Below are 21,793 nucleotides of genomic sequence, written 5' to 3'. Positions count from 1 at the left end.
TCGAGCTAACCCCTCAAGACTACGTGGCCGGTTGACACTCGATCTTCTAACCACTAACTTGAGTTTAGAAGGTTAGAAACGACCTGGGGAGAGGGAGACAGTCATGACGACTGCCATCAGCAAGCTGCGCACCGGCCACGTGGGCCTGAACGTCACCGACCTGGCCCGCTCGATCGGCTTCTACGGGGGAGTGCTCGGCTACGACCTGCTGGTCGAGGGCAAGGAGGAGGGGCGCCGGTTCGCCCTCCTCGGCCAGGACGGGCAGCTCGCCCTCGCCCTGTGGGAGCAGGCGGAAGGCGGTTTCGCCCCCACCGCGGCCGGCCTGCACCACCTGGCCTTCATGGCCGCGGACGTCGAGGAGGTCCGCGCGTACGAGGCCCGGCTGCGCGACCTCGGCGTGGAGTTCGCGTACGACGGGATCGTCGCCCACGGCGAGGGCGCCGGATCCGGCGGCATCTTCTTCCACGACCCCGACGGCATCCGGCTGGAGATCTCCGTCCCGACCGGGGTCGAGGGGGCTCCGGCGCCCGTCGAGGGCGCTCCGACCTGCGGTTTCTTCTAGTCCTCGCAGGGTTGCGGCCGAGGGCGTCGGGCAGTCGGGCATCGAACGAAGGACAGGGAGGCGTCGATGAACACGCTCATGGCGGGCCCCTACCACCAGGGGTCGCGCACCGTACAGGACCGCGTCGGGGTCCGGGAGCTCGCCGACCACGTCGGCCGCTCCATCGGCGTCGCGATCAAGGACGTCGCCGCGGAGTTCCTGGCCCGGCAGCCCTTCCTGGTCGTGGGCGCCGCCGATCCGGAGGGCCGGCTGTGGGCGTCACAGCTGACCGGCGCACCCGGCTTCGTACGGGCCGACCACGCCCGGCGCATCACTGTGACGGGCGGCCTCCCGGCGGAGGACCCGCTCACGGAGGCCCTGGCCCGGACGGGCACCCCCGTCGGGACCATCGCCCTCGATCCGCGCACCCGGCGCCGCATGCGCCTGAACGGCACGCTTGAAGCGGTCCCCGGCGGTTTCTCCGTCCACGCAGAGCAGGTATTCGCCAACTGCCCGAAATACCTGCAGAAGCGGGAGCCGCTGGAGACGGCCCCGGAGGGAGCCGGTGTCGTGCGCCGCGGGGGTGCGCTCGAAGCCGGCCAGGTACGGACCGTCCGTGCCGCCGACACCTTCTTCATCGCGACCACGGCCGTGGACGGCATCGACGCCAGCCACCGGGGCGGCAACCCTGGGTTCGTGGAGGTGCGCTCCGCAGGCGAGCTGGCCTGGCCGGACTACGCGGGCAACGCCATGTTCCTGACCCTGGGCAACCTGGCCGCCGACCCGCGGGCCGGGCTGCTGTTCCCGGACTGGGAGACCGGGTCGGTGCTCCAGCTCAGCGGCCGGGCCCGGACCGAGTTCGGCGCGGACGGGGAGCGGACGGTGGTCTTCGCGATCGAGTCGGTGATCGAGAACGTCCCGGCCGGCCGGCTCCGCTGGAGCACGCCGGAGTACTCCCCGGCGAACCCGCCGGTGGGCGCTCACCGGGGCAGTACGACGAGGTAGGCGGCGGGGTCGCGGTCGGCGGACGCCGTCAGGGCGGTCCGGACGACCGCGGCCTGCTGCTCGGCGTGGTCGCGCAGCTTGCGCGGGGTGATGTGGACGACGGTCACCCCGAGCCGCTCCAGGGCGTCGCGCTTGCGGGCGTACTCCGTCCACTCCTCGTCCTCGCCCTGGCGCGGCGCCCGGGTGTCCAGCTCGACCGCGACCGCGTGGTCGGGCCAGTAGGCGTCCACGCCGCCCAGGTGCGGGCCGCCGGGGATGCGCAGGTCCACGTTCCAGCACGGCTCGGGCAGCGCGTGGCGGCGGACCATGTCGTACAGCCGGTCCTCGGCGATGGCCCGGCCCTCGGCGAGCAGCGACTCCACGGCGTCCACCACGTGCGCCCGGTTCAGCAGCCGGGCCACCGTCAGTTCCCGCACCAGGGCGGCCGGTTCGCAGTGCCCGCCGCGGACGGCCTCGCCGAGCAGCCGGCGTACCGTCCCCGCGTCGTCGGACAGCTGGGCGACGGCGTCGGCGACGGCCCGGGCCACCGGGGCGACGGGCAGCCCGGTCACCTCGTTCGGGCGGGGCAGGTGCTGCGTCCGCACCAGCCGGGCGCAGCCGGTCGAGCGGATTCGCCGGGCGCCGGGCACCAGTACGTCGAGGTGCTGGAGGGCGAGCAGTGCGGGAGCGGAGGCGAACCGGTACAGGGCGAGCGCCGCCATCCCGGTGATCATCGCCTCCCCGCCGCGCCGGCCGGCGTAGAGCAGCACCGCGTGCAGCCGCTCCTCGCTGGTCGCGGGGCCGGAGTGGAGCAGGAACACGCCCGGCAGGATCTGCTGCCAGGGCCGCTCCGCAGCCTCGGCGGCGGTCACCCCGTGCTCGCGGAGCTGGGGGAGGGTCAGGACGCGGGGGCGGCTGCCGGGGCCGGCGAGGTGGCGGAGGGGGAGCGGGGTGTTGTGGTTCATGCCGCTGGGATTCCCGCCGCTCCCGGCCCCGCTAACCCGTGTTACACGCCCGTCGCCAAAACGGGACAAGCCGGGGCTAAAGTACGGGCGTTCGACTGCCGATAGCAGGCTCCGCCATGACCCGTTCCCACGCCGTGAGCGGCCGGAACGCCTTGCGTTCCGGCCGCTCACGGCACACGGGGTCTCAGGGGCGGAGCCCCGTCAGGTCAGGCCGGGTAGGCAGCGCCGTCGCACGCCTGCGCGCGCAAGGCGCGGGCCAGGTCGTCGCGGGCCTCCAGGACCAGGCGGCGGAGAGCCGGCGCGGCCGACTCGTGCTCCACCAGCCAGGCGTCGGTCGCCGCCAGCGTCGCCTCGTCGTCCTGCAGCGACGGGAAGAGCCCCCGCACCACGTCCATGCCGATCTGGATCGACCGCTCCGCCCACACCCGCTCCAGCGAAGCGAAGTACGGCGCCGCGTACGGCGCCAGCAGCCCCCGCTGCGAAGGCTGCTGCATGCCCGAGATCGTCGCCTCGACCAGCGCGTTCGACAGCGCGTCCGACTCCACCACCGAGGCCCACGCCTGCGCCTTGACCGCCGCGGACGGCCGCGCCGCCAGGCACCGCACCTGGTGCCGCTTGCCCGAAGCCGTGTCGTCGCGGGCCAGTTCGGCCGCCAGCCCGTCCTCGTCCACCGCGCCGTTCGCGGCCAGCGGCAGCAGGAAGTCCCAGCGCAGCTCCTGGTCCACGTCCAGCCCGTCGATCCGCGCGGAGCCGTCCAGCAGCCCCAGCAGCAGCCGGAAGTCGCTCTCGCCGGCCGCGCTCGCCGCGAAGAACCGCGCCCAGGTCAGCTGGTGCTCCGAGCCCGGCTCCGCCAGCCGCAGCTCGCGCAGCGCCCCCGTGGCCAGCTCCTGCCCGCCCTGCTCCCGCCGGTCCGGAGCCGTGTAGTGGGTGATCGCCGCCAGTGCCTGCGCGTGCAGCATCTGCAGCACGCCGACGTCCGACTCCCGCCCGGCGAAGGCCAGCACCAGCGCCAGGAAGTCCCGCGCCGGCATGAGCCCGTCCCGCGTCAGGTTCCACAGGGCCGACCAGCACAGCGCGCGCGCCAGCGGGTCGGACACCGCGCCCAGGTGCTTGCGCAGGGTGGCCAGCGACCCCTCGTCGAAGCGGATCTTGCAGTACGTCAGGTCCTCGTCGTTGACCAGGACCAGGTCCGGCCGCTCCAGCCCGGCCAGTTCGCCGACGACCGTCGACACGCCCGCGACGTCCGCCTCCGCCCGCGCGTACCGGACCAGCGAGCCGTCCGCCTCCAGCCGGTACAGGCCGACCCCGACCCGGTGCGGGCGGAGCTCGTCACCCTCCTGGAGCACGGCCAGCTCGGTGATCCGGCCGGCCGCGTCGTACGTCACGGCCGGGGTCAGCGCGTTCACGCCCGCCGTCTGCAGCCAGGCCCGCGACCAGGCGGCCATGTCCCGGCCGGACACCTCGCCCAGCACCGTCAGGAGGTCGTCCAGGGTGGTGTTCCCGTAGGCGTTCGCCTTGAAGTAGCGCCGCGCGCCCTCCAGGAACGCCTCCCGCCCGACGTACGCGACCAGCTGCTTCAGCACCGCCGCGCCCTTGGCGTAGGTGATGCCGTCGAAGTTCAGCTTGGCGTCCTCCAGGTCACGGATGTCGGCCGTGATCGGGTGGGTGGACGGCAGCTGGTCGGCCCGGTAGGCCCACGCCTTGCGGTTGTTGGCGAAGGTCACCCACGCCTGGTCGAAGCGGGTCGCCTCGACCTGGGAGAAGGTGCCCATGAAGTCCGCGAAGGACTCCTTCAGCCACAGGTCGTCCCACCACTTCATGGTGACCAGGTCGCCGAACCACATGTGCGCCATCTCGTGCAGGATCGTGTTGCAGCGGCGCTCGTAGGACGCCCGCGTCACCTTCCCGCGGAAGATGTACTCCTCGCGGAAGGTGACCATGCCCGGGTTCTCCATCGCGCCGAGGTTGTACTCGGGCACGAAGGCCTGGTCGTACTTCCCGAAGGGGTACGGGTAGTCGAAGTGCTCGTGGAAGAAGTCGAAGCCCTGCTTGGTGACGAGGAAGACGTCGTCCGCGTCGAAGTGCCGGGCCAGGCCCTTCCGGCACATGGCGCCCAGCGGGATCGTCAGGTCCCCGCGGGTGTAGGTGTCCGTCACGTAGTGGTACGGGCCGGCCACCACGCAGGTGATGTACGTCGAGATGGGCGCGGTCTCGGCGAACCGCCAGACCCCTCCCTCCCGGGACTCCTCGGCGCCGTTGCTCCACACCTGCCAGCCCTCGGGCGCGGTCACGGTGAACCGGTAGGGCGCCTTCAGGTCCGGCTGCTCGAAGTTCGCGTACACCCGCCGGGCGTCGGCCGGCTCGTACTGGGTGTAGAGGTAGACCTCGCCGTCCTCGGGGTCGACGAACCGGTGCATGCCCTCGCCGGTCCGGCTGTACGCGCAGTTCGCGTCGACGACGAGGACGTTCTCGGACTCCAGGCCGTCCAGGGAGATCCGGGCGCCGTCGAAGACGGCCGCCGGGTCGAGCTCCCGCCCGTTGAGGGTGACCGAGTTCACGGAGGGCGCGATCAGGTCGGCGAAGGTGGCCGTGCCGGCGGCGGCGGCCCGGAAACGGACCGTGGTCACGGAGCGGAAGGTGCGCGGGGCGCCGGCCGGTCCGGCCTCGCCCACCGCGGACCTGAGGTCGAGGACCACCTCGTACCCGTCGACGGTCAGCAGCTCGGCCCGCTCGCGGGCCTCGTCACGGGACAGGTTCTCTCCGGGCACATGCACTCCTTCGTGCGCTCTCCGTTGTTCGGTCGTTCGGTCCGCATCCTGTCATGGGAATGCGCCGGGCCCCTGGCGGGTTGGCCGGGTGGGACACCGCCGGTCCCACCGGTACGACGCGAGCAAGAGGAGTGACATGTCGGATACCCAGGTGCCTGAGAAGACCCCCGTCGACTTCTGGTTCGACCCGCTCTGTCCCTGGGCCTGGATCACGTCCCGCTGGATGCTGGAGGTCGAGAAGGTCCGCGACGTCGAGGTCCGCTGGCACGTGATGAGCCTGTCCGTGCTCAACGAGAACCGCCTGCACGAGCTGCCCGAGCACTACCGCGAGCTGGTCGGCCCGAAGGGTCTGGCGCCGGTCCGCGTGGTGACGGCGGCTCAGCAGAAGCACGGGGACGAGGTGGTCGGCCGCCTCTACACCGCCCTGGGCACCCGCTTCCACACCAACGGGGAGGGCTCGACCCGCGAGGCCATCGCGGGCGCCCTGGCGGACGCCGGCCTGCCGGCCGAGCTGCTCGCCTTCGCCGACTCCGACGAGTACGACTGGGTCCTGCGGGCCTCCCACAACGACGGCATCGAGAGGGTCGGCCAGGAGGTCGGCACCCCGGTGATCTCGGTGCCGGGCGCCGACGGCGAGGTCGCCTTCTTCGGCCCGGTGGTCACCCCGACCCCGCGCGGCGAGGCTGCCGCCCGCCTGTGGGACGGCACCCTGCTGGTGGCTTCCACCCCGGGCTTCTACGAGATCAAGCGCACCCGGACCGCCGCGCCCTCGTTCGAGTAGCGGGCCGGAGCCGGCGGACAGAGTCGGCGGACAGAGCCGGAAACGGCGGAAGGCCCCCGCGAGTCACGTCCTCGCGGGGGCCTTCCGTTACACACGTCCGCCGGTGAAGGTTGAGAAGACGATCACGAGGTGGACGGTTCGCGGGCGCCGATCAGCCCTTGGCGGGGATCAGCAGCGGGGTGTTGGCCTTGGCGTCGGTGTAGCGCTTGGCCACGTCCTGCCAGTTGACCACGTTCCACATGGCCTCGATGAAGTCCACCTTCTGGTTCTTGTACTGCAGGTAGAAGGCGTGCTCCCAGGCGTCGAACACCAGGATCGGCGTGCTGGCGACGCCCACGTTGCCCTGGTGGTCGTAGATCTGCTCGACGACCAGGCGGCCGCTGACCGGCTCGTACGCGAGCACGCCCCAGCCGGAGCCCTGGGTGGCCGAGGAGGCGAAGGTCAGCTGCTTCTTGAACTTCGCGAAGGAGCCGAAGGACTCGGTGATCGCGTCGGCCAGGTCGCCCAGGCCGTCGGCCGCGGTGGGCTCGCCGCCGCCCTCGCCGGTCTTCGGGCTGGCCATGTTGTGCCAGTAGATGCTGTGCAGGATGTGGCCGGAGAGGTGGAAGGCCAGGTTCTTCTCCAGGCCGTTCAGCGCGCCCCAGTTCTCCTTCTCGCGCGCCTCCTCCAGCTGCTCCAGCGTGTTGTTGGCGCCGGTGACGTACGCCGCGTGGTGCTTGTCGTGGTGCAGCTCGATGATCTGCGGGTTGATCACCGGCTCAAGAGCCGAGTACTCGTACGGAAGCTCGGGAAGCGTGTAGATGGCCATGCGTGTAATCCGGTCCCCTCAGCGTGCCAACTGCTTATTGCAATCAATGCGCAACTGCACGCTAGCAGTATCTATTCCTGCTCACACGTAAGGGTTACCTCTGTAGAAGCAGGTGGACCCCGTGCGATCGCACGGGGTCCACCTCGGCAAGGGGAGCGGCATCAGCGCGCGGCATCAGCGCGCGGCCGCCGCCCTCCGCTGCATCGCGTAGCCCGTGACGGCCAGCGCCGCCGTCAGCCCGCCGGTGAAGATCACCTGGACCCGGGTGCCGGAGTCCCAGGCCATCAGGACCAGCACGCCCAGCACGCCGGCCAGCGCCACCCAGGTCAGGTACGGGAAGCCCCACATCCTGACGAGGAGCTTCCCGGGCGCCTCCCGCTCGGTGCGGCGGCGCAGCACGTACTGGGAGACCGCGATGAAGCCCCAGACCACGAGGATCACGCCGCCGACCATGTTCAGCAGCCAGGTGAACAGGGTGGTCGGGTACCAGTACGACAGCAGCACGCAGACGAAGCCGAAGCCCGAGGAGGCCAGCACCGCGCGGCGCGGCACCCCGCCCGTGATCCGGCCCAGCGCCCGGGGGCCCTGGCCGCGGCGGACCAGGGAGTACGCCATCCGGGAGGAGCCGTAGATGTTCGCGTTCATCGCGGACAGCAGGGCGATCAGGATGACCACGTTCATGACCTGGCCGGCGCCGGGGATCCCCAGGTGGTCCAGGGCGGCGGCGTACGGGGCCTTGCCCGCGCCCTCGGAGTCCCACGGGATCAGCGTGACGATGACCAGCATCGAGCCGACGTAGATGATGCCGATCCGCCACATGGTGGTGCGGACGGCGCGGGCGACTCCGCGCACCGGGTCGTCGGACTCGGCGGCCGCGATGGTCACCGTCTCCAGGCCGCCGTACGCGACCACCGACGCGAGCAGGCCGACCAGCAGGCCGTCGACCCCGTTGGGCAGGAAGCCGCCGTCGTGCAGCAGGTTGGTCGCGCCGGGGGAGTCGGTGCCGGGCAGCAGGCCCAGGACGGCGAGGGTGCCGAGGGTGAGGAACAGGCCGATCGCGGCGATCTTCAGCGCGGCGAACCAGAACTCGAACTCGCCGAAGTTGGAGACGGCCGCCAGGTTGGTGCCGCAGAACACCGCCATGAGGACCAGCACCCACATCCAGGACGGGGTACCGGGGAACCACCCGGTGAGGATCGCGGCGGCGCCGATGGCCTCGATCGCGACGCCGACCACCAGCAGGGTCCAGAACATCCACCCGGCGGTGAAGCCCGCCCAGCGGCCGATGGCCCGCTCGGCGTGGACCGAGAAGGAGCCCGAGGCCGGGTTGGCCGCCGACATCTCGCCGAGCATCCGCATCACGAACATCACGAGCAGCCCGGACGCGGCGTAGGCGAGCACGATCGAGGGGCCGGCGGCCGCGATGCCGGCGCCGGAGCCGACGAACAGTCCGGCGCCGATGACCCCGCCGAGGGCGATCATCGAGAGGTGCCGCTGCTTGAGTCCGCCCGCCAGCGGGGATCCGGCGGAGGGCGGGGAGTCCTGAGGCGGCGTCTGCCGAGGGGGCGTCAGGGTGGGTGTGGTGCTCATGGAGGTGCGGGCCTGTCCGGTGTGCGGTGGGACGGGGTGATCGCCCCAGTCTGGCTCGCGTCCGTTTATCGGACGTTTAGTATCCGACATGCGGACGTCGAGGTGACCGGTGGTGATCGCGCCCGTACGCTGGCGCCCGCGCAGGCGAACGACCACGACCGCAGGGGGAGCCGATGGGCAGCACGCAGGAACTGGCCGCGACGGGTCGCGGGGTACTCGTCACCGGCGCCTCCGGGGGCATCGGGCGGGCCGTCGCCACTGCGTTCGCCGCGCAGGGCGACAGGGTCGCCGTGCACTACTCCGCCCGGCAGGCGGACGCCGAGCGGACCCTGGCGGAGCTGGAGGGCGCGGGCCATGTCCTGGTCGCCGGTGACCTCGCCGATCCGGCGCAGGTCGAGGCCCTGGCCGCGGACGCCGCCGAGGCGCTCGGTCGGGTCGACGTGCTGGTCAACAACGCCGCCGTCATGATCCGTCACCCGCTCGCCGAGACCTCGTACGCCGACTGGCAGGCGGCCTGGCGAGAGACGGCCGCGGTCAACCTCTTCGGCGCCGCCAACCTCAGTCACTGCGTAGCCCGCCGCCTGATCGACGCCGGCCGTCCGGGACGCATCGTCAACGTCGGCTCGCGCGGCGCCTTCCGCGGCGAGCCCGACCACCCGGCGTACGGCGCCACCAAGGCGGCTCTGCACGCCCTCGGTCAGTCACTGGCGGTCTCCCTCGCCCCGTACGGCATCGCGGTCGCCTCGGTGGCGCCGGGCTTCGTGGCCACGGAACGGGTGGCCGGGCGGCTGACCGGGCCGGAGGGTGCAGCGATCCGTGCGCAGAGCCCGTTCGGGCGGGTCGCGGAGCCGGCGGAGATCGCCGCCGCGGTCCGTCACCTGGCCTCGCCCGAGGCCGTCTGGAGCTCGGGCACCGTCCTGGACGTCAACGGCGCCTCCTACCTGCGCACCTGATGTGCGGACGGGCCCCCGCGCCGCGCGCGGGGGCCCGTGGGGAGCGGGTCGGGTCAGCCCCGCCGCTCGCGCAGCTCCCGCAGCCCCGCCACGGCGAGCACCACCGCGGTCGCACCCGTAGACCACAGCAACTGCGGCCGCGCCGAGTCGTCGAACAGCATCAGCACCAGCACCGCCGCCATCCCCGCCAGCGCCGCCCACGTCAGGTACGGGAAGGCCCACATCTTCAGGATCAGCCGCTCCGGCATGTCCCGCTCGATCCGGCGCCGCAGCCGCAGCTGGGAGACCGCGATCAGCGCCCACACGAACAGCAGCACCGCGCCGACCGCGTTGAGCATGTAGAGGAACACCGTGTCCGGCCACAGCAGGTTCAGCACGACGGACACGAAGCCGAAGGCCACCGAGGCGAACACGGCACGCCGCGGCACCCCGCCCGGCGACACCGCCAGCAGCCCCTTCGGCGCCTCGCCGCGTTCGGCCAGCGAGAAGACCATCCGGGAGGAGCCGTAGAGGTTGGCGTTGAGCGCCGACAGCAGGGCCACGAACACCACGATGTTCATGATCTGGCCGGCCGCCGGGATGCCGATCGAGTCGAGTACGGCCACGTACGGGCTCTCGCCCGGCTTCATCTCGTCCCACGGGATCAGCGTGACGATGACCAGCATCGAGCCGATGTAGAAGAGCAGGATCCGCCAGACCGCGCTGCGCACCGCCCGGGACACCGAGCGCGCCGGGTCCTCCGACTCGGCGGCGGCGATGGTGACGACCTCCAGGCCGCCGAAGGCGAACACCACGGCCAGGACCCCGGAGATCACCCCGGACCAGCCGTTGGGCAGGAACCCGCCCTGGCCGGTCAGGTTGCTCAGCCCCACGGGTTCGGTGTCCGGCAGCAGGCCGAAGATCGCCAGCGTGGAGAGGATCAGGAAGAGGACGATCGCGCCCACCTTCAGGGCGGCGAACCAGAACTCGAACTCGCCGAAGTTCCGGACCGCGGCGAGGTTGGCGACGGTGAAGACCACCATGAAGATCAGCACCCAGGCCCACTGCGGGACGCCCGGCGCCCAGCCGTTCGCGATGGTCGCCGCACCGGTCGCCTCCACGGCGAGGACCACGACCAGCAGGAACCAGTACAGCCAGCCCACCGAGAACCCGGCCCAGCGGCCCAGCGCCCGTTCCGCGTGCACCGAGAAGGATCCGGACGCGGGCAGCGCGGCGGACATCTCGCCGAGCATCCGCATCACCAGCATCGCGAGCGCGCCGGCGAACAGATAGGAGAGGACGATGCCGGGACCGGCGAGCGAGATGCCCGCGCCGGACCCGACGAAGAGTCCGGCGCCGATGACGCCGCCCAGACCGAGCATGGTCAGGTGGCGCTGCTTGAGGCCGTGGCCGAGGGGTTCCTCGGGGACTTCCGGCAGGGATGCTTGTGACATCCCGACAGTGTCCCCGAGCGCTCCTCGGCCACGCAAAACGGACTCGCCACAACCAAACCCCTGCGTGATTCGCATCACTCCGGACGTTCCGCTCCGTTCCGCTTGGGCGTTCGCGGCCCGGCTTTGTGGATTCCCCACGAAGCGCGCGGCCGCCGCTTTGTGTCGGAACGCGCTGTGACCGCACCGCCGCCGCACGTAGCGTCGGGCTGTCCGTACCGCCCCTCACCTCCCGCGGAGCCCCTCATGAGCACTGCTTCCGTCGTCACCCGCCCGGGTCTGGTCCTGGCCGACCTGCTGCCCGCGAGCCGCCTCCGGGACACCGCCCTGGTCGTCGGGGGTGCCGCGCTGACCGGTCTCGCCGCGCAGATATCGGTCCCGGTGCCCGGCTCCCCGGTCCCGGTCACCGGCCAGACCTTCGCGGCCCTGCTGGTGGGCAGCGCCTTCGGGGCCCGCCGCGGCTTCCTGGCGCTGGCCCTGTACGCCGTCGCGGGCGCGGCCGGTGTGCCGTGGTTCGCCGAAGGCACCTCGGGCGCCTCCGGTGCCTCCTTCGGCTATGTGCTCGGCATGCTGCTGGCGGCCACGCTGGTCGGCGCCCTGGCCCGCCGCGGCGGCGACCGCTCGGTGCTGCGTACCGCCGGTGCCATGGTGCTCGGCTCGGCGGTCATCTACGCGGTGGGCGTCCCGTACCTGATGGCCGCCACGGGTCTGCCGCTCGGCAAGGCCGTCGCGCTCGGCCTGACCCCGTTCCTGATCGGCGACGCCGTGAAGGCCGCCCTGGCCATGGGCGCCCTGCCGGCCGCCTGGAAGCTGGCCGGCCGCCGCGGCTGACCGGCCTGCGAAAGCGCCGGAGCCCGGCCCGCCTGGTGAGGCGGGCCGGGCTCCGGCGTCTGTCGTGCGTGTGGCTGCGAGCGGGGATCAGCCCTGCAGCGCGGCCCGCTTGCGGCGGGCGTCCAGCACCACGCCGATGGCCACCACGGCGCCGGCGACGATGGTGGACAGGGTGACCACCTCGCGGTTGGCGTCGTCCACGAACATGTAGCCGATGACGAAGAGGATCAGGGCGGCGGTGGCATAGGTCAGCCACGGGAACAGCCACATCTTCACGGTCAGCTTCTCCGGCGCCTCGGCGGCCAGGATCTTGCGCATGCGCAGCTGGGTCAGGCAGATGACCAGCCAGACGAAGAGCGCGATCGCACCGGAGGAGTTCAGCAGGAAGTTGAAGACGGTGTCCGGGTTGGTGTAGTTGAAGACGACGGCGACGAAGCCGAAGACCGTGGAGCCCAGGATGGCCGCGACCGGCACGCCTCGCTTGTTGACCTTGGCGAACGCCTTGGGGGCGTCACCGCGCTCGCCCAGCGAGAACGCCATGCGGGAAGCGGTGTACAGGCCCGAGTTCAGGCAGGACAGCACGGCGGTCAGGATGATCACGTTCATGATCTGGCCGGCGGCCGGGATGCCGATGGAGTCGAGGGCGGCGACGTACGAGCCCTTCTCCACGATCGACTTGTCGTTCCACGGGAGCAGGGTCAGGACGACGAAGATCGAGCCCAGGTAGAAGACGCCGATGCGCCAGATGACCGAGTTGGTGGCCTTGGTGACGGCGCGGCGCGGGTCCTCGGACTCGCCGGCGGCCAGGGTGACGATCTCGCTGCCCATGAAGGAGAAGACGACCATCAGCACACCGGTGAGGACGGAGCCCCAGCCGTTCGGCATGAAGCCGCCGGTGTCGGTGAGGTGCGCGAAGCCCGCACCCGGGTTGTCCGAGCCCGGCAGGACGCCGAACACGGCCAGCACGCCGATGCCGACGAAGGCGGAGATGGCGACGACCTTGATGCCTGCGAACCAGAACTCGAACTCGCCGTAGGAGGCGACCGAGCCGAGGTTGGTGACGGTCAGGACGGCCATCACGATCAGGGCCCAGCCCCACTGCGGGACGGCCGGGATCCAGCCCTCCAGGATGACCGCGCCGGCGGTGGCCTCCACGGCCAGGACGACGACCCAGAAGAACCAGTACAGCCAGCCGATGGAGAAGCCGGCCCAGCGGCCCAGCGCGCGGTCGGCGTAGGCCGAGAAGGAGCCGGAGTTCGGGCTGGCGGCAGCCATCTCGCCCAGCATCCGCATGACGAAGACCACCATCGCGCCGACCAGCGCGTAGGAGATCAGGATCGCAGGGCCGGCTTCGGCGATGCCCTTGCCGGAGCCGACGAAGAGTCCCGCTCCGATGACGCCGCCGATGGCGATCATGGACAGGTGGCGGTTCTTGAGACCGGCCTTCAGACCGTCGGAAGACTGGGGGGCGCCGGGGTCACCAGCGGGTCCGCCTGCCTTCTGCAGGGTCGGCGTGGAGCTCATGGACGAATCCTTAGGTTCTCGGGTTGCGAGCCCCGGCATTCAAACCCGGAATGAACAAAAGACGGAAGACCCGAATCCGGATCGTTGCCGTGAGGCGAACGTCCAGGACCTTGGTCCCGGAACAGGCATCCGTGTCTGAACTGGGCGTTTGGGGATTACTTGAGCTTCCGGAGTGTCCTACGCCACACTCGGGCCGTGACCGGTGGAACGGTCGGAGCACACCGGGTGTGATCTTCGAAACGTGTTACGTGTGATGCACGCGTGGTGATGGAACGGCCCTCGACGCGGGCACCCCGGCCACCCTTCCGCCGCCCCGCCCGTGACACACTCGTGCCCATGCGCGTCTACCTCGGATCCGACCACGCCGGCTTTGAGCTCAAGAACCACCTTGTGGACTGGCTCAAGAACAACGGCCACGAGCCCGTCGACTGCGGGCCGCACATCTACGACGCCGTCGACGACTACCCGCCGTTCTGCCTGCGCGCCGCGGAGAAGACCGCGGCCGACCAGGACAGCCTCGGCATCGTGATCGGCGGCTCCGGCAACGGCGAGCAGATCGCCGCGAACAAGGTCAAGGGCGTCCGCGCGATCCTCGCCTGGAGCGTGGAGACCGCCAAGCTCGGCCGCGAGCACAACAACGCCAACGTGATCTCCGTCGGCGGCCGGATGCACAGCGAAGAGGACGCCACCTCCTTCATCGAGGCCTTCCTCGCCACCCCGTACTCGAACGAGGAGCGCCACACCCGCCGCATCGACATGCTCTCCGCGTACGAGACCACCGGCGAGCTGCCCCCGATCCCGGCTCACCACCCGCAGCAGGACTGACCGCGACCCGGGCCCCGTACGCGCACACCCGCGTACGGGGCCCGCAGCACGTACAGGAGCAGTGCCGTGCCCGAGGGGCATACGATCCACCGACTCGCCCAGGACCACACCGAACGGTTCGCCGACCGCACGGTCCGGGTGAGCAGCCCGCAGGGACGGTTCGCCGAGAGCGCGGCACTGCTCGACGGCCGTGAGCTGGCCTCGGCCGAGGCCCACGGCAAGCACCTCTTCCTCCGGCTGGACGAGGACTGGATCCACATCCACCTCGGCCTCTTCGGCAAGTACGCCTTCGGGCCCGTGCCCGCCCCGCCCGCCACCGACACCGTCCGGCTGCGGCTGCTGAACGAGGAGCACCACGCCGACCTGCGCGGACCCACCGCGTGCGAGCTGATCACGGACGGCGAGAAGAAGGCGATACACGACCGGCTCGGCCCCGACCCGCTGCGCGCCGAGGACGACCCGGACCGGGCCTGGAAGCGGATCTCCCGCTCCCGCACCACCATCGCCGCCCTCCTCATGGACCAGAAGATCGTCGCGGGCGTCGGGAACGTCTACCGCGCCGAGGTCCTCTTCCGGCACGGCATCGACCCGTACCGCGCGGGCAAGGACATCGGCCGCGCCGAATGGGACGCGATGTGGCTCGACCTGGCGGAGCTGATGCGCGAGGGCGTCCGGAACAACCGCATCGACACCGTCCGCCCCGAGCACACCCCCGAGGCCATGGGCCGACCGCCCCGCGTGGACGACCACGGCGGCGAGGTCTACGTCTACCGCCGGGCCGCCATGCCCTGCCACCTCTGCGGCAGCGAGATCCGCACCGCCGACCTCGCCGCCCGCAACCTCTTCTGGTGCCCGGGCTGCCAGACCCGCTGAGGCCCGGCCGGATCCCGGCTGGCGCTCCGGGCACGCGCGCCTAGAAGAAGTGCGGCAGCCAGGGGGCGACATCGCCCGCGAACGCCCGGGACGCCTCCGCAAGCGCGCCCGGCCGGAGCTCGGTCACCCGGCCCGCACCCGCCAGCGAGGTCAGCGCCACCCCGCCCAGGTACGCCGAACCCAGCTCGCGTACCGACAGCGCGAGGCCGGCCGCGTCCCGCGTACGGACACAGCTCGCGCCGTTCGCGTCGCCCACCAGCCGCCAGCGCCCCGCGTTCCACGGGCAGAACGCGTCCTCGACCTCGAACACCACGTCCACCGGGGACCCGTACCTCCGCGCCTCCAGCGCCGCCGGCAGGTCCACCAGCCGTACGTGCATCTGGTCCCGTGCCCGCGGCTGCGCGCGCCGCACGTCGGTCACCAGGTGCAGCACCGGATCGTCCACCGGCCGCCGGCCCGCCTCCACCCGCCAGGTCAGGTCGATCTCGAACAGGTACCGCCACAGCGCCGCGTACGCCTGCGGATCCAGCGCGTCCACGTCCGCGACCCGCACCACCCCGTCCGAGCCGGTCACGTCCCAGTCCGGCTTCACCCGGTAGCGGGCGTACCCGGCCACCCGGCCGTCCGCCCGCTCGGCCAGCACGCACTTCAGCGGTGAAGCGCCCTCCCGGGACTGCTCCGGATCCAGCAGTCCCAGCCGCTCCCAGCCGGGCTGCCGGGCCGGCATCCCCGGCCGCCGCGGCACCAGCTCCGCGTACACCTTCTCGCACGCGGCCAGCGCCTCCTCCGGGTCCACCAGCCGCAGCCGGACCCCGTCCGTCCCCGGCGGCACCGTCAGCCGGACCCGGCTGGTGTCGATGTCCAGCGCCACCGCCCAGGTCCCGACCCCGTAGCCGTACCGGCCGTAGATCGCCGGTTCCGAGGCCGTCAGCACCGCGAGCGGTTCGCCGCCGGCCCGGATGTCGTCGAGCTGACGCCGCATCATGGACGTCAGCACGCCCTGGCGGCGGTGCGTGGGAGCCACTCCCACCATCGTCACCCCGGCGGCCGGCACCAGTGCGCCGCCCGGCACCGACAACCGGAAACTGAACGCCGATGCCGCGCCCACACAGTCGTCGCCGTCCCAGACGCCGAGCGAACGCTCCGTCTCCGTCAGGGACTCGTACAGCGACCGCTCCTCCGGGGACTCCGGCACCCCGCCGAAGGCCAACTCCAGCACGTCGTACCAGGTGTTCCACTCCTCGGGCCGCAGAACCCGCACAACCCGCCGAACCCGCGTCTCATACCCCATAAAGCCATGGTTATCAGGACTTTCCTCGCACATCGACTGGATTTCGGACCGCTTCCGGGGCCGCTTCCCGGGCCGCTGCGGGGGTACCCCTGCGCGCACACAGCCAGGATGGATAGGGTCCCGAAGCAATGGCCCGAGCACGTGGAGAGACCGTGACGGCCCGGATGCGGAAGATGTCGCACCGGGTCCGTACCGCGCTGCGCAAATCCGCCGTGGACTACTTCCGCGGAGACGCCTCGGACTGGCTCGCCTTCGCCGGACTGCTGCTCACCGTCCCCGCGATCACCTGCGGCACCCTGATGCTGCCCGTGTGGTTCTCACCGTCGGCGCTCGTCCTCCCGATCGTCGCGGGCGGCCTGCTGCTGCGGCCCGCCAGCCTGCTCGCGCTGTACGCCGCCTCCGCCGCCGCACTGATCGTCGAGGCGCTCGTGCTCGGCCCGTACACCCAGGGACCCGCCAGGGTCACCCCCGGCACCGTGCTGGTGGTGGCCGCCTGCGGACTCTTCGGGCTGGTCATCGCCCAGTTCCGCAGCCGCGTCGGCGTGCCCTGGCGGCGCGGCGGCACCATGCTCTTCGACCTGCGCGAACGCATCCGCGTGCAGAGCAAGCTGCCCGCGCTGCCACCCGGCTGGCACCGCGAGATGGCCCTCCGCCCGGCCGGCGGACAGTCCTTCTCCGGCGACTTCGTGGTGGCCGCCCGGACCGGCCCCGGCGGCCGCACCCTGGAGGTCGTCCTCACCGACGTGTCGGGCAAGGGCATGGACGCCGGATCGCGTGCTCTGCTGCTCTCCGGCGCCTTCGGCGGCCTGCTGGGCTCCCTGCCCCCGCAGGACTTCCTGCCGGCCGCCAACGGCTACCTGCTGCGCCAGGACTGGGACGAGGGCTTCGCCACCTCCGTCCACCTGGTCCTTGACCTGCACACCGGGGACTACGAGCTGCTGTCCGCGGGTCACCTGCCCGCCCTCCAGCTGTCCGCGGGCACCGGCCGCTGGCAGGAGAAGTCCGGCTCCGGGCCGCTGCTCGGCGTCTACGACGGCGCCGAGTTCGAGCCCGTCCGGGGCAGCCTGCGCCCCGGTGACGTGCTGATGCTGTTCACCGACGGCCTGGTGGAGACCGCCGACCGGGAGATCAGCGAGGGCATCGACCGGCTGACGGGAGAAGCGGACCGTTACGTCGCCGCCGGCTGGGAGGGCGCGGCCTGGCACCTCATCGAGAAGGTCGCCAAGGACGTCAACGACGACCGTGCGCTGCTGCTGATCCGGCGCTCGGCGTAGGCCGCCGGCTTCGTCTGGCTTCTCTTGCTCTTTGGTGGGGTTTCCCCCACCCCTGATCCACCGGACTCCGTCATGGTTCCGACCCCTCCGGCGTCCGTACGTTCGTACTGCCCGGCCGACAGTGGCCGCGGAGCGCACGGACACGGAGGACGGGGAAGCCATGGGGCTGCGGTTGCGGAGGAACGGACGGCGGCGCGGCGGGGAGCAGCCGGAGACACGGGCCGCGGCACCGGTGTTCGCCGGTGCCGCGTACGACAGCGCCGCGTACGACAGCGCCGCGGCGGTCGAGCTGCGCGGCGTGCGGCGGGAGTACGGCCGGGGCTCGGCCACCGTGCACGCCCTCCGCGGCATCGACCTGACCCTGCCCCGCGGGACGTTCACCGCCGTGATGGGCCCGTCCGGCTCCGGCAAGTCGACCTTCCTGCAGTGCGCGGCCGGACTGGACCGCCCCACGGCGGGCTCCGTCCGCCTCGGCGGCACCGAGATCACCGGGATGAACGAGAACCAGCTCACCGAGCTCCGCCGGTCCCGCCTCGGCTTCGTCTTCCAGGCGTTCAACCTGCTGCCCTCGCTCACCGTCGAGCAGAACGTGCTGCTGCCGATGCGGCTGGCCGGCGGCCGCCAGGACCACGGCCGGGCCGCGGTCCTGCTCGAACAGGTCGGCCTGGGCGGCAAGGGCCGCCGCCGGCCCGCCGAGCTCTCCGGCGGTCAGCAGCAGCGCGTGGCCATCGCCCGCGCCCTGGTCACCGACCCGGACGTGGTCTTCGCCGACGAGCCCACGGGCGCGCTGGACACCACCACGGCGGGGGAGGTGCTCGCCCTGCTGCGCGGCGCGGTGGACTCGCTCGGCGCCACGGTGGTCATGGTCACCCATGACCCGGCCGCCGCCGCCCACGCCGACCAGGTCCTCTTCCTCGCCGACGGCGTCATCGCGGACCGGATGCCGCGCAGCCCGGCGGCTGCCGTGGCGGACCGGATGTCCCGTCTGACGTCGGCCGCGTCGGCGTCGGCGCGGACCGCCGGTACCGTGCGCACCGATCACGCGAGGGCCGTGGCGTGAGCTTCCGGAGTTCCGGGCCGTTTCGTGTGAACGGGCTGGCCCGGGCCGCCGTCCGGTTCCGGCCGGCGGCCTTCGTCGGCACCTTCGTTGCCCTGCTGATGACCGTTGCCATCGTCTCCGCCTGCGGCATCCTCCTGGAGACCGGCGCCCGCGCTAGCCTCCCGCCCACCCGGTACGCCGACGCACCCGTGGTCGTCGCCGCCGACCAGCAGGTCCACCTCAAGGTGGGCAGCGGGGAGGAGACCGACACCGACTCCCAGGCGGTTCCGGACCGGGCCCGGGTGGACGCCGCCCTGCTCGGCCGGCTCGGCCGGCTGCCGGGTGTCGGCCGCGCCGTGCCGGACGTCGTCTTCCCCGTGCGCGGTGCGGCCGGGGAGCAGCGGGCGGCGGGCGAGCAGCAGGCCGCCGGGTGGGGGTCCACCGGCTTCACCGGGGCCGCCCTGACGGCGGGGCGGGCGCCGGAGCCGGGGGAGGTGGTCCTGGGTGCTGGTGCTCGTGTGGGTGCCGGTGCCGCTGGGGGTTCGGTCACCTTCGACACCCCTGCCGGGCGGCGGGAGTTCCGGGTGGTCGGGCAGGCCGACCGGCCCGGCGTCTGGTTCGCCGATGCCGAGGCGGCCGTCCTCTCCGGGCACCCCGGGGCCGTTGACGCGATCGTCCTGTTCCCGGGCTCGGGAGCCGGTGCCGGTGCCGGTACAGCGGCCCGTGCCGGTGGTCTTGCCGGTGAGGCCCGTGATGCCCTCGCCGGTACCGGCGCCCGCGTCCTCACCGGTGACGACCGCGTCCTCGACGGGCGGCTGGCAGCGGCCAGGGAGGTGCTCATGGGCATCGGCGGTTCCTTCGGCGGAGTCGCCGCCATGGTGGCCGTGTTCACCGCCGCCGGTACCGTCGCGCTCGGCGTCGGCCAGCGCTCCCGGGAGTTCGCGCTGCTGCGCGCCGTCGGAGCCACCCCGCGCCAGATCCGCCGTACGGTCGCCACCGAGGCACTGCTGGTCGCACCCGCCGCCGGGCTGCTCGGCTGTCTGCCCGGCATCGCCCTTGCCCACTGGTGGTTCGGCCGGCTGCAGGACAAGGGGGCCGTTCCCCGGGAGGTGGAGCTCGCCATCGGCTGGATCCCGCTGACCGTCGCCGTCGGGGTGGGGCTGCTGACCGCCCTGGTGGCCGGCCGGGCCGCTGCGCGGAGGCCCGCCCGTATCCGTCCGGGCCAGGCGCTCGCCGCGGCCGCCGTGGAACGTCTCCGCCCCGGGTGGGTCCGTACGCCGCTCGGACTGGCCGCGCTCGCGGGCGGCATCGCCTGCTCCGGGCTGGCGGCCTCCACGACGGGCGAGGACTCGGCGAACGCCGCGCTCGGTGTGGTCATGCTGTTCATGCTGGCCGTGGCCCTGCTCGGGCCGCTGATCGCACGGCTGTGCGTGGCGCTGTTCGGGCTGCCGCTGCGCGCGGCCGGTCCGGCCGGCGGGCTGGCCGCCGCCAACTCCCGTACCAACGCGCGTCGGCTGGCGTCCGCCATCACCCCCATCGTGCTGGCCATGGCCTTCTCGTCCACGCTGCTCTTCCTGCACACGAGCGAGGACCGGGCGACCCGGGAGCAGCAGCGGGTGGGACTGCTGGCGGACCACGTGATCACCGGTCTCACCGGTCTCACCGATCCCACCGATCCCACCGGTCTCACCCGGGTTGAGGGGGCAGCCGATGCGCCGGGCGTCACCGCTGCCGTCCCGATCACCCGTGCCGGGCTGCTCGTCCAGGTCGGTTCGGGGATGGAACGCCGCCACGAGCTCGTGCCCGCCCAGGCGTTCGCCGGGCCGCCGTCCGCCCTCGGGCGGGTCCAGGACCTCGACGTACGGCAGGGCTCCCTGGACGACGTCCGGCCCGGTACGGTCGCCGTCGACCGCACGCTCGCCGACTCCGCCGGGGTGAAGCGCGGGGACCGGTTGCCGATCCGGCTCCCGGACGGCACCGCGGCCACGCCGACCGTCGCCGCGGTCTACGCCCGTGGCCTCGGTTTCGGCCGGATCACCCTGCCCGTCGAGGACCTGCGCGGCCACGCCACCTCGCTGTTCCCGACCGAACTGCTGGTGAAGGGCGGCCCTGTTCCGGACCCGTCCCTGGGCCGCGTCACCGACGCCAAGGGGTGGAGCACGGCGCAGAGCACGGAGCGGGAACTGAACGCCTGGGCGAACACCACCATGGCGGCCGTCCTCGGCGGCTTCGCCGCGATCGCCGCGGCCAACACGCTGGTGATGACCGTCCTCGACCGGCGCCGCGAACTCACGATGCTCCGCCTGGTCGGTTCCACCCGCCGGCAGGTCCTTCGGATGATCCGCTGGGAGGCACTCCTGGTCACCGTCGCCGGCATCACGCTGGGCACGGCCATCGCCCTGGCGACACTGCACCCCCTGACGCGCGCGATCACGGGCACCGGCCCGTACGTCCCGCCTGCGCTGTACGGCTCCATGGCGGCGGCAGTCCTGGCCCTGGGCCTTACGGCAACGACCGTACCGGCTCGCCGGGTTCTGGGGAGGGGGTGACGGGAGGGGGCGACGGGAGGGGGACAGGCCTGGTCGGCGGCTGCCGCCCGGCCCAGACGATCAACGGGCCGACTCCCTCCAGGGGCCCAGACCCAGCTTGCCGGTGTTGCCGAGGTCGATCGGACGGGTGAGGGTGAGGGTCTGTCGCGGTGCGCCGGGGCGTGGCTGGACGTCCAGGTGCCGCCCCTCGGTCGCGGGGACGGTCGAGTCGGTGACGAGGTTCCGCCACAACAGGCCGAACGAGGCCGACTGGTTGGGCTGGAGGACCAGTTTGCGCGGGGGGTCGTCGAAGCCGGTGCCCGTGCTGATCCCGTTCGAGCCGTGTCCCACCTGCACCTGCACGGGGGACTTCTGCGCGTCGAGCAGGCGGATGTCCGGGTAGCCGTCGAGTTCGTAGGGAGCGGTCCCGCAGTTGAAAAGTTCGATGTCCTCGACGCGGAGGCCCATCGCGGCGTCGCCGGTGCCTTCGCGGAGCAGGATGCCGTCCGGCGGGCAGGCCGTGTCCGGAGGTGTGGCCGTCGGCGTGTCCGTGGGCAGGGGGTCCGCGGACACGATCCCGCCCTGTGAGGGAAGGGGAAGTGCTGCTGTCGGGCCGGGAGCCCGTTCGGGTGGTGGCGCGGTGTCGCAGCCGGTGACCGCTGTCGCGACGAGTACGGTGCCGGCCAAGCCGACGGCGATCCTCCGGGTCCACCCCTGTCTGCTCATTCCGCGACCCTAAGCGGTACCGGCGGACCGAGGGCGAGGGAACCGGCCACTTGTGGCGCATT

General features: G+C 72.3%; 18 protein-coding genes. 10 read left to right on the top strand and 8 right to left on the bottom strand.

The features are described 5' to 3' along the window. Positions 1-103: 103 nt before the first annotated feature. Positions 104-562: a VOC family protein gene (locus tag ACGFQ9_RS27860; protein ID WP_393577493.1), complete on the top strand. Its 459-nt coding sequence runs from the start codon at positions 104-106 to the stop codon at positions 560-562. A gap of 66 nt (positions 563-628) precedes the next feature. Further along, positions 629-1,546, top strand: coding sequence for a pyridoxamine 5'-phosphate oxidase family protein (locus ACGFQ9_RS27855; RefSeq protein ID WP_393577492.1), 918 nt, complete (start codon positions 629-631; stop codon positions 1,544-1,546). On the opposite strand, the gene ACGFQ9_RS27850 is transcribed toward ACGFQ9_RS27855, so the two are convergent. Beyond that, positions 1,522-2,490, bottom strand: a complete 969-nt coding sequence (locus ACGFQ9_RS27850; RefSeq protein ID WP_393577491.1) for a hypothetical protein — start codon at positions 2,488-2,490, stop codon at positions 1,522-1,524. The two genes, ACGFQ9_RS27855 and ACGFQ9_RS27850, sit on opposite strands and share 25 nt — an antisense overlap. 206 nt (positions 2,491-2,696) lie before the next feature. Beyond that, positions 2,697-5,258 carry an aminopeptidase N gene (gene pepN, locus ACGFQ9_RS27845; RefSeq protein ID WP_393577489.1) on the bottom strand — a complete coding sequence of 854 codons (2,562 nt, stop codon included), beginning with the start codon at positions 5,256-5,258 and terminating at the stop codon, positions 2,697-2,699. Positions 5,259-5,394: 136 nt separating this feature from the next. Between pepN and ACGFQ9_RS27840 the strand changes: the two genes are divergently transcribed. Next, positions 5,395-6,039 (top strand): DsbA family protein, encoded by a 645-nt coding sequence (locus ACGFQ9_RS27840; RefSeq protein ID WP_393577488.1) that lies wholly within the window; start codon positions 5,395-5,397, stop codon positions 6,037-6,039. Positions 6,040-6,190: 151 nt separating this feature from the next. Here ACGFQ9_RS27840 and ACGFQ9_RS27835 read toward each other — a convergent pair whose 3' ends face one another. Together ACGFQ9_RS27835 and ACGFQ9_RS27830 are read right to left on the bottom strand one after the other, a co-directional pair. Beyond that, positions 6,191-6,847, bottom strand: coding sequence for a superoxide dismutase (locus ACGFQ9_RS27835; RefSeq protein WP_393577486.1), 657 nt, complete (start codon positions 6,845-6,847; stop codon positions 6,191-6,193). A 174-nt stretch (positions 6,848-7,021) separates the two neighbouring features. Then, entirely contained in the window at positions 7,022-8,437 is a 1,416-nt protein-coding gene (locus tag ACGFQ9_RS27830) for an amino acid permease (protein ID WP_393577484.1), read from the bottom strand. 173 nt (positions 8,438-8,610) lie between these two features. On the opposite strand from ACGFQ9_RS27830, the gene ACGFQ9_RS27825 reads away from it, so the two are divergent. After that, entirely contained in the window at positions 8,611-9,390 is a 780-nt protein-coding gene (locus ACGFQ9_RS27825) for an SDR family NAD(P)-dependent oxidoreductase (RefSeq protein ID WP_393577483.1), read from the top strand. 53 nt (positions 9,391-9,443) lie between these two features. Here the strand turns inward: ACGFQ9_RS27825 and ACGFQ9_RS27820 are convergent, their stop codons facing one another. Beyond that, on the bottom strand, positions 9,444-10,823 hold the full coding sequence (locus tag ACGFQ9_RS27820; protein ID WP_393577481.1) for an amino acid permease: 1,380 nt from the start codon (positions 10,821-10,823) through the stop codon (positions 9,444-9,446). Positions 10,824-11,066: 243 nt separating this feature from the next. Between ACGFQ9_RS27820 and ACGFQ9_RS27815 the strand changes: the two genes are divergently transcribed. Beyond that, positions 11,067-11,651 (top strand): biotin transporter BioY, encoded by a 585-nt coding sequence (locus ACGFQ9_RS27815; RefSeq protein WP_393577480.1) that lies wholly within the window; start codon positions 11,067-11,069, stop codon positions 11,649-11,651. An 87-nt stretch (positions 11,652-11,738) separates the two neighbouring features. Here the strand turns inward: ACGFQ9_RS27815 and ACGFQ9_RS27810 are convergent, their stop codons facing one another. Next, complete coding sequence (locus ACGFQ9_RS27810) at positions 11,739-13,175, bottom strand: amino acid permease (protein WP_393577478.1); 1,437 nt, start codon at positions 13,173-13,175, stop codon at positions 11,739-11,741. Positions 13,176-13,511: 336 nt separating this feature from the next. On the opposite strand from ACGFQ9_RS27810, the gene ACGFQ9_RS27805 reads away from it, so the two are divergent. Then, the gene (locus ACGFQ9_RS27805; RefSeq protein WP_393577477.1) at positions 13,512-14,000 is read left to right on the top strand and encodes a ribose-5-phosphate isomerase; all 489 of its coding nucleotides are present in this window, start codon (positions 13,512-13,514) and stop codon (positions 13,998-14,000) included. 66 nt (positions 14,001-14,066) lie between these two features. Next, positions 14,067-14,873 (top strand): Fpg/Nei family DNA glycosylase, encoded by an 807-nt coding sequence (locus tag ACGFQ9_RS27800; protein WP_393577475.1) that lies wholly within the window; start codon positions 14,067-14,069, stop codon positions 14,871-14,873. A gap of 40 nt (positions 14,874-14,913) precedes the next feature. On the opposite strand, the gene ACGFQ9_RS27795 is transcribed toward ACGFQ9_RS27800, so the two are convergent. Further along, positions 14,914-16,164: a GNAT family N-acetyltransferase gene (locus tag ACGFQ9_RS27795; protein ID WP_393577474.1), complete on the bottom strand. Its 1,251-nt coding sequence runs from the start codon at positions 16,162-16,164 to the stop codon at positions 14,914-14,916. 128 nt (positions 16,165-16,292) lie between these two features. On the opposite strand from ACGFQ9_RS27795, the gene ACGFQ9_RS27790 reads away from it, so the two are divergent. From ACGFQ9_RS27790 to ACGFQ9_RS27780, 3 genes are all read left to right on the top strand, one after another. Continuing rightward, positions 16,293-17,438 carry a PP2C family protein-serine/threonine phosphatase gene (locus ACGFQ9_RS27790; RefSeq protein WP_393577472.1) on the top strand — a complete coding sequence of 382 codons (1,146 nt, stop codon included), beginning with the start codon at positions 16,293-16,295 and terminating at the stop codon, positions 17,436-17,438. A gap of 166 nt (positions 17,439-17,604) precedes the next feature. After that, positions 17,605-18,498, top strand: a complete 894-nt coding sequence (locus ACGFQ9_RS27785; protein ID WP_393577574.1) for an ABC transporter ATP-binding protein — start codon at positions 17,605-17,607, stop codon at positions 18,496-18,498. Further along, positions 18,495-21,026 carry an FtsX-like permease family protein gene (locus tag ACGFQ9_RS27780; RefSeq protein ID WP_393577471.1) on the top strand — a complete coding sequence of 844 codons (2,532 nt, stop codon included), beginning with the start codon at positions 18,495-18,497 and terminating at the stop codon, positions 21,024-21,026. Before ACGFQ9_RS27785 ends, ACGFQ9_RS27780 begins: the two co-directional genes overlap by 4 nt. Before the next feature lie 60 nt (positions 21,027-21,086). Here the strand turns inward: ACGFQ9_RS27780 and ACGFQ9_RS27775 are convergent, their stop codons facing one another. After that, positions 21,087-21,731, bottom strand: a complete 645-nt coding sequence (locus tag ACGFQ9_RS27775) for a DUF4232 domain-containing protein (RefSeq protein WP_393577470.1) — start codon at positions 21,729-21,731, stop codon at positions 21,087-21,089. Positions 21,732-21,793: the final 62 nt, after the last annotated feature.

This window comes from Streptomyces sp. NPDC048603 (assembly GCF_043199475.1).
Lineage (GTDB): Bacteria > Actinomycetota > Actinomycetes > Streptomycetales > Streptomycetaceae > Streptomyces.
This window is presented reverse-complemented; position numbering and strand designations above follow the sequence as displayed.

Excerpts from the sequence above, each read along its gene's own strand:
- ACGFQ9_RS27860 (WP_393577493.1), top strand. The coding sequence starts at position 104 with ATGACGACTGCCATCAGCAAGCTGCGCACCGGCCACGTGGGCCTGAAC.
- ACGFQ9_RS27855 (WP_393577492.1), top strand. The coding sequence starts at position 629 with ATGAACACGCTCATGGCGGGCCCCTACCACCAGGGGTCGCGCACCGTA.
- ACGFQ9_RS27850 (WP_393577491.1), bottom strand. The coding sequence starts at position 2,490 with ATGAACCACAACACCCCGCTCCCCCTCCGCCACCTCGCCGGCCCCGGC.
- ACGFQ9_RS27840 (WP_393577488.1), top strand. The coding sequence starts at position 5,395 with ATGTCGGATACCCAGGTGCCTGAGAAGACCCCCGTCGACTTCTGGTTC.
- ACGFQ9_RS27835 (WP_393577486.1), bottom strand. The coding sequence starts at position 6,847 with ATGGCCATCTACACGCTTCCCGAGCTTCCGTACGAGTACTCGGCTCTT.
- ACGFQ9_RS27830 (WP_393577484.1), bottom strand. The coding sequence starts at position 8,437 with ATGAGCACCACACCCACCCTGACGCCCCCTCGGCAGACGCCGCCTCAG.
- ACGFQ9_RS27825 (WP_393577483.1), top strand. The coding sequence starts at position 8,611 with ATGGGCAGCACGCAGGAACTGGCCGCGACGGGTCGCGGGGTACTCGTC.
- ACGFQ9_RS27820 (WP_393577481.1), bottom strand. The coding sequence starts at position 10,823 with ATGTCACAAGCATCCCTGCCGGAAGTCCCCGAGGAACCCCTCGGCCAC.
- ACGFQ9_RS27815 (WP_393577480.1), top strand. The coding sequence starts at position 11,067 with ATGAGCACTGCTTCCGTCGTCACCCGCCCGGGTCTGGTCCTGGCCGAC.
- ACGFQ9_RS27810 (WP_393577478.1), bottom strand. The coding sequence starts at position 13,175 with ATGAGCTCCACGCCGACCCTGCAGAAGGCAGGCGGACCCGCTGGTGAC.
- ACGFQ9_RS27805 (WP_393577477.1), top strand. The coding sequence starts at position 13,512 with ATGCGCGTCTACCTCGGATCCGACCACGCCGGCTTTGAGCTCAAGAAC.
- ACGFQ9_RS27795 (WP_393577474.1), bottom strand. The coding sequence starts at position 16,164 with ATGGGGTATGAGACGCGGGTTCGGCGGGTTGTGCGGGTTCTGCGGCCC.
- ACGFQ9_RS27790 (WP_393577472.1), top strand. The coding sequence starts at position 16,293 with ATGGCCCGAGCACGTGGAGAGACCGTGACGGCCCGGATGCGGAAGATG.
- ACGFQ9_RS27775 (WP_393577470.1), bottom strand. The coding sequence starts at position 21,731 with ATGAGCAGACAGGGGTGGACCCGGAGGATCGCCGTCGGCTTGGCCGGC.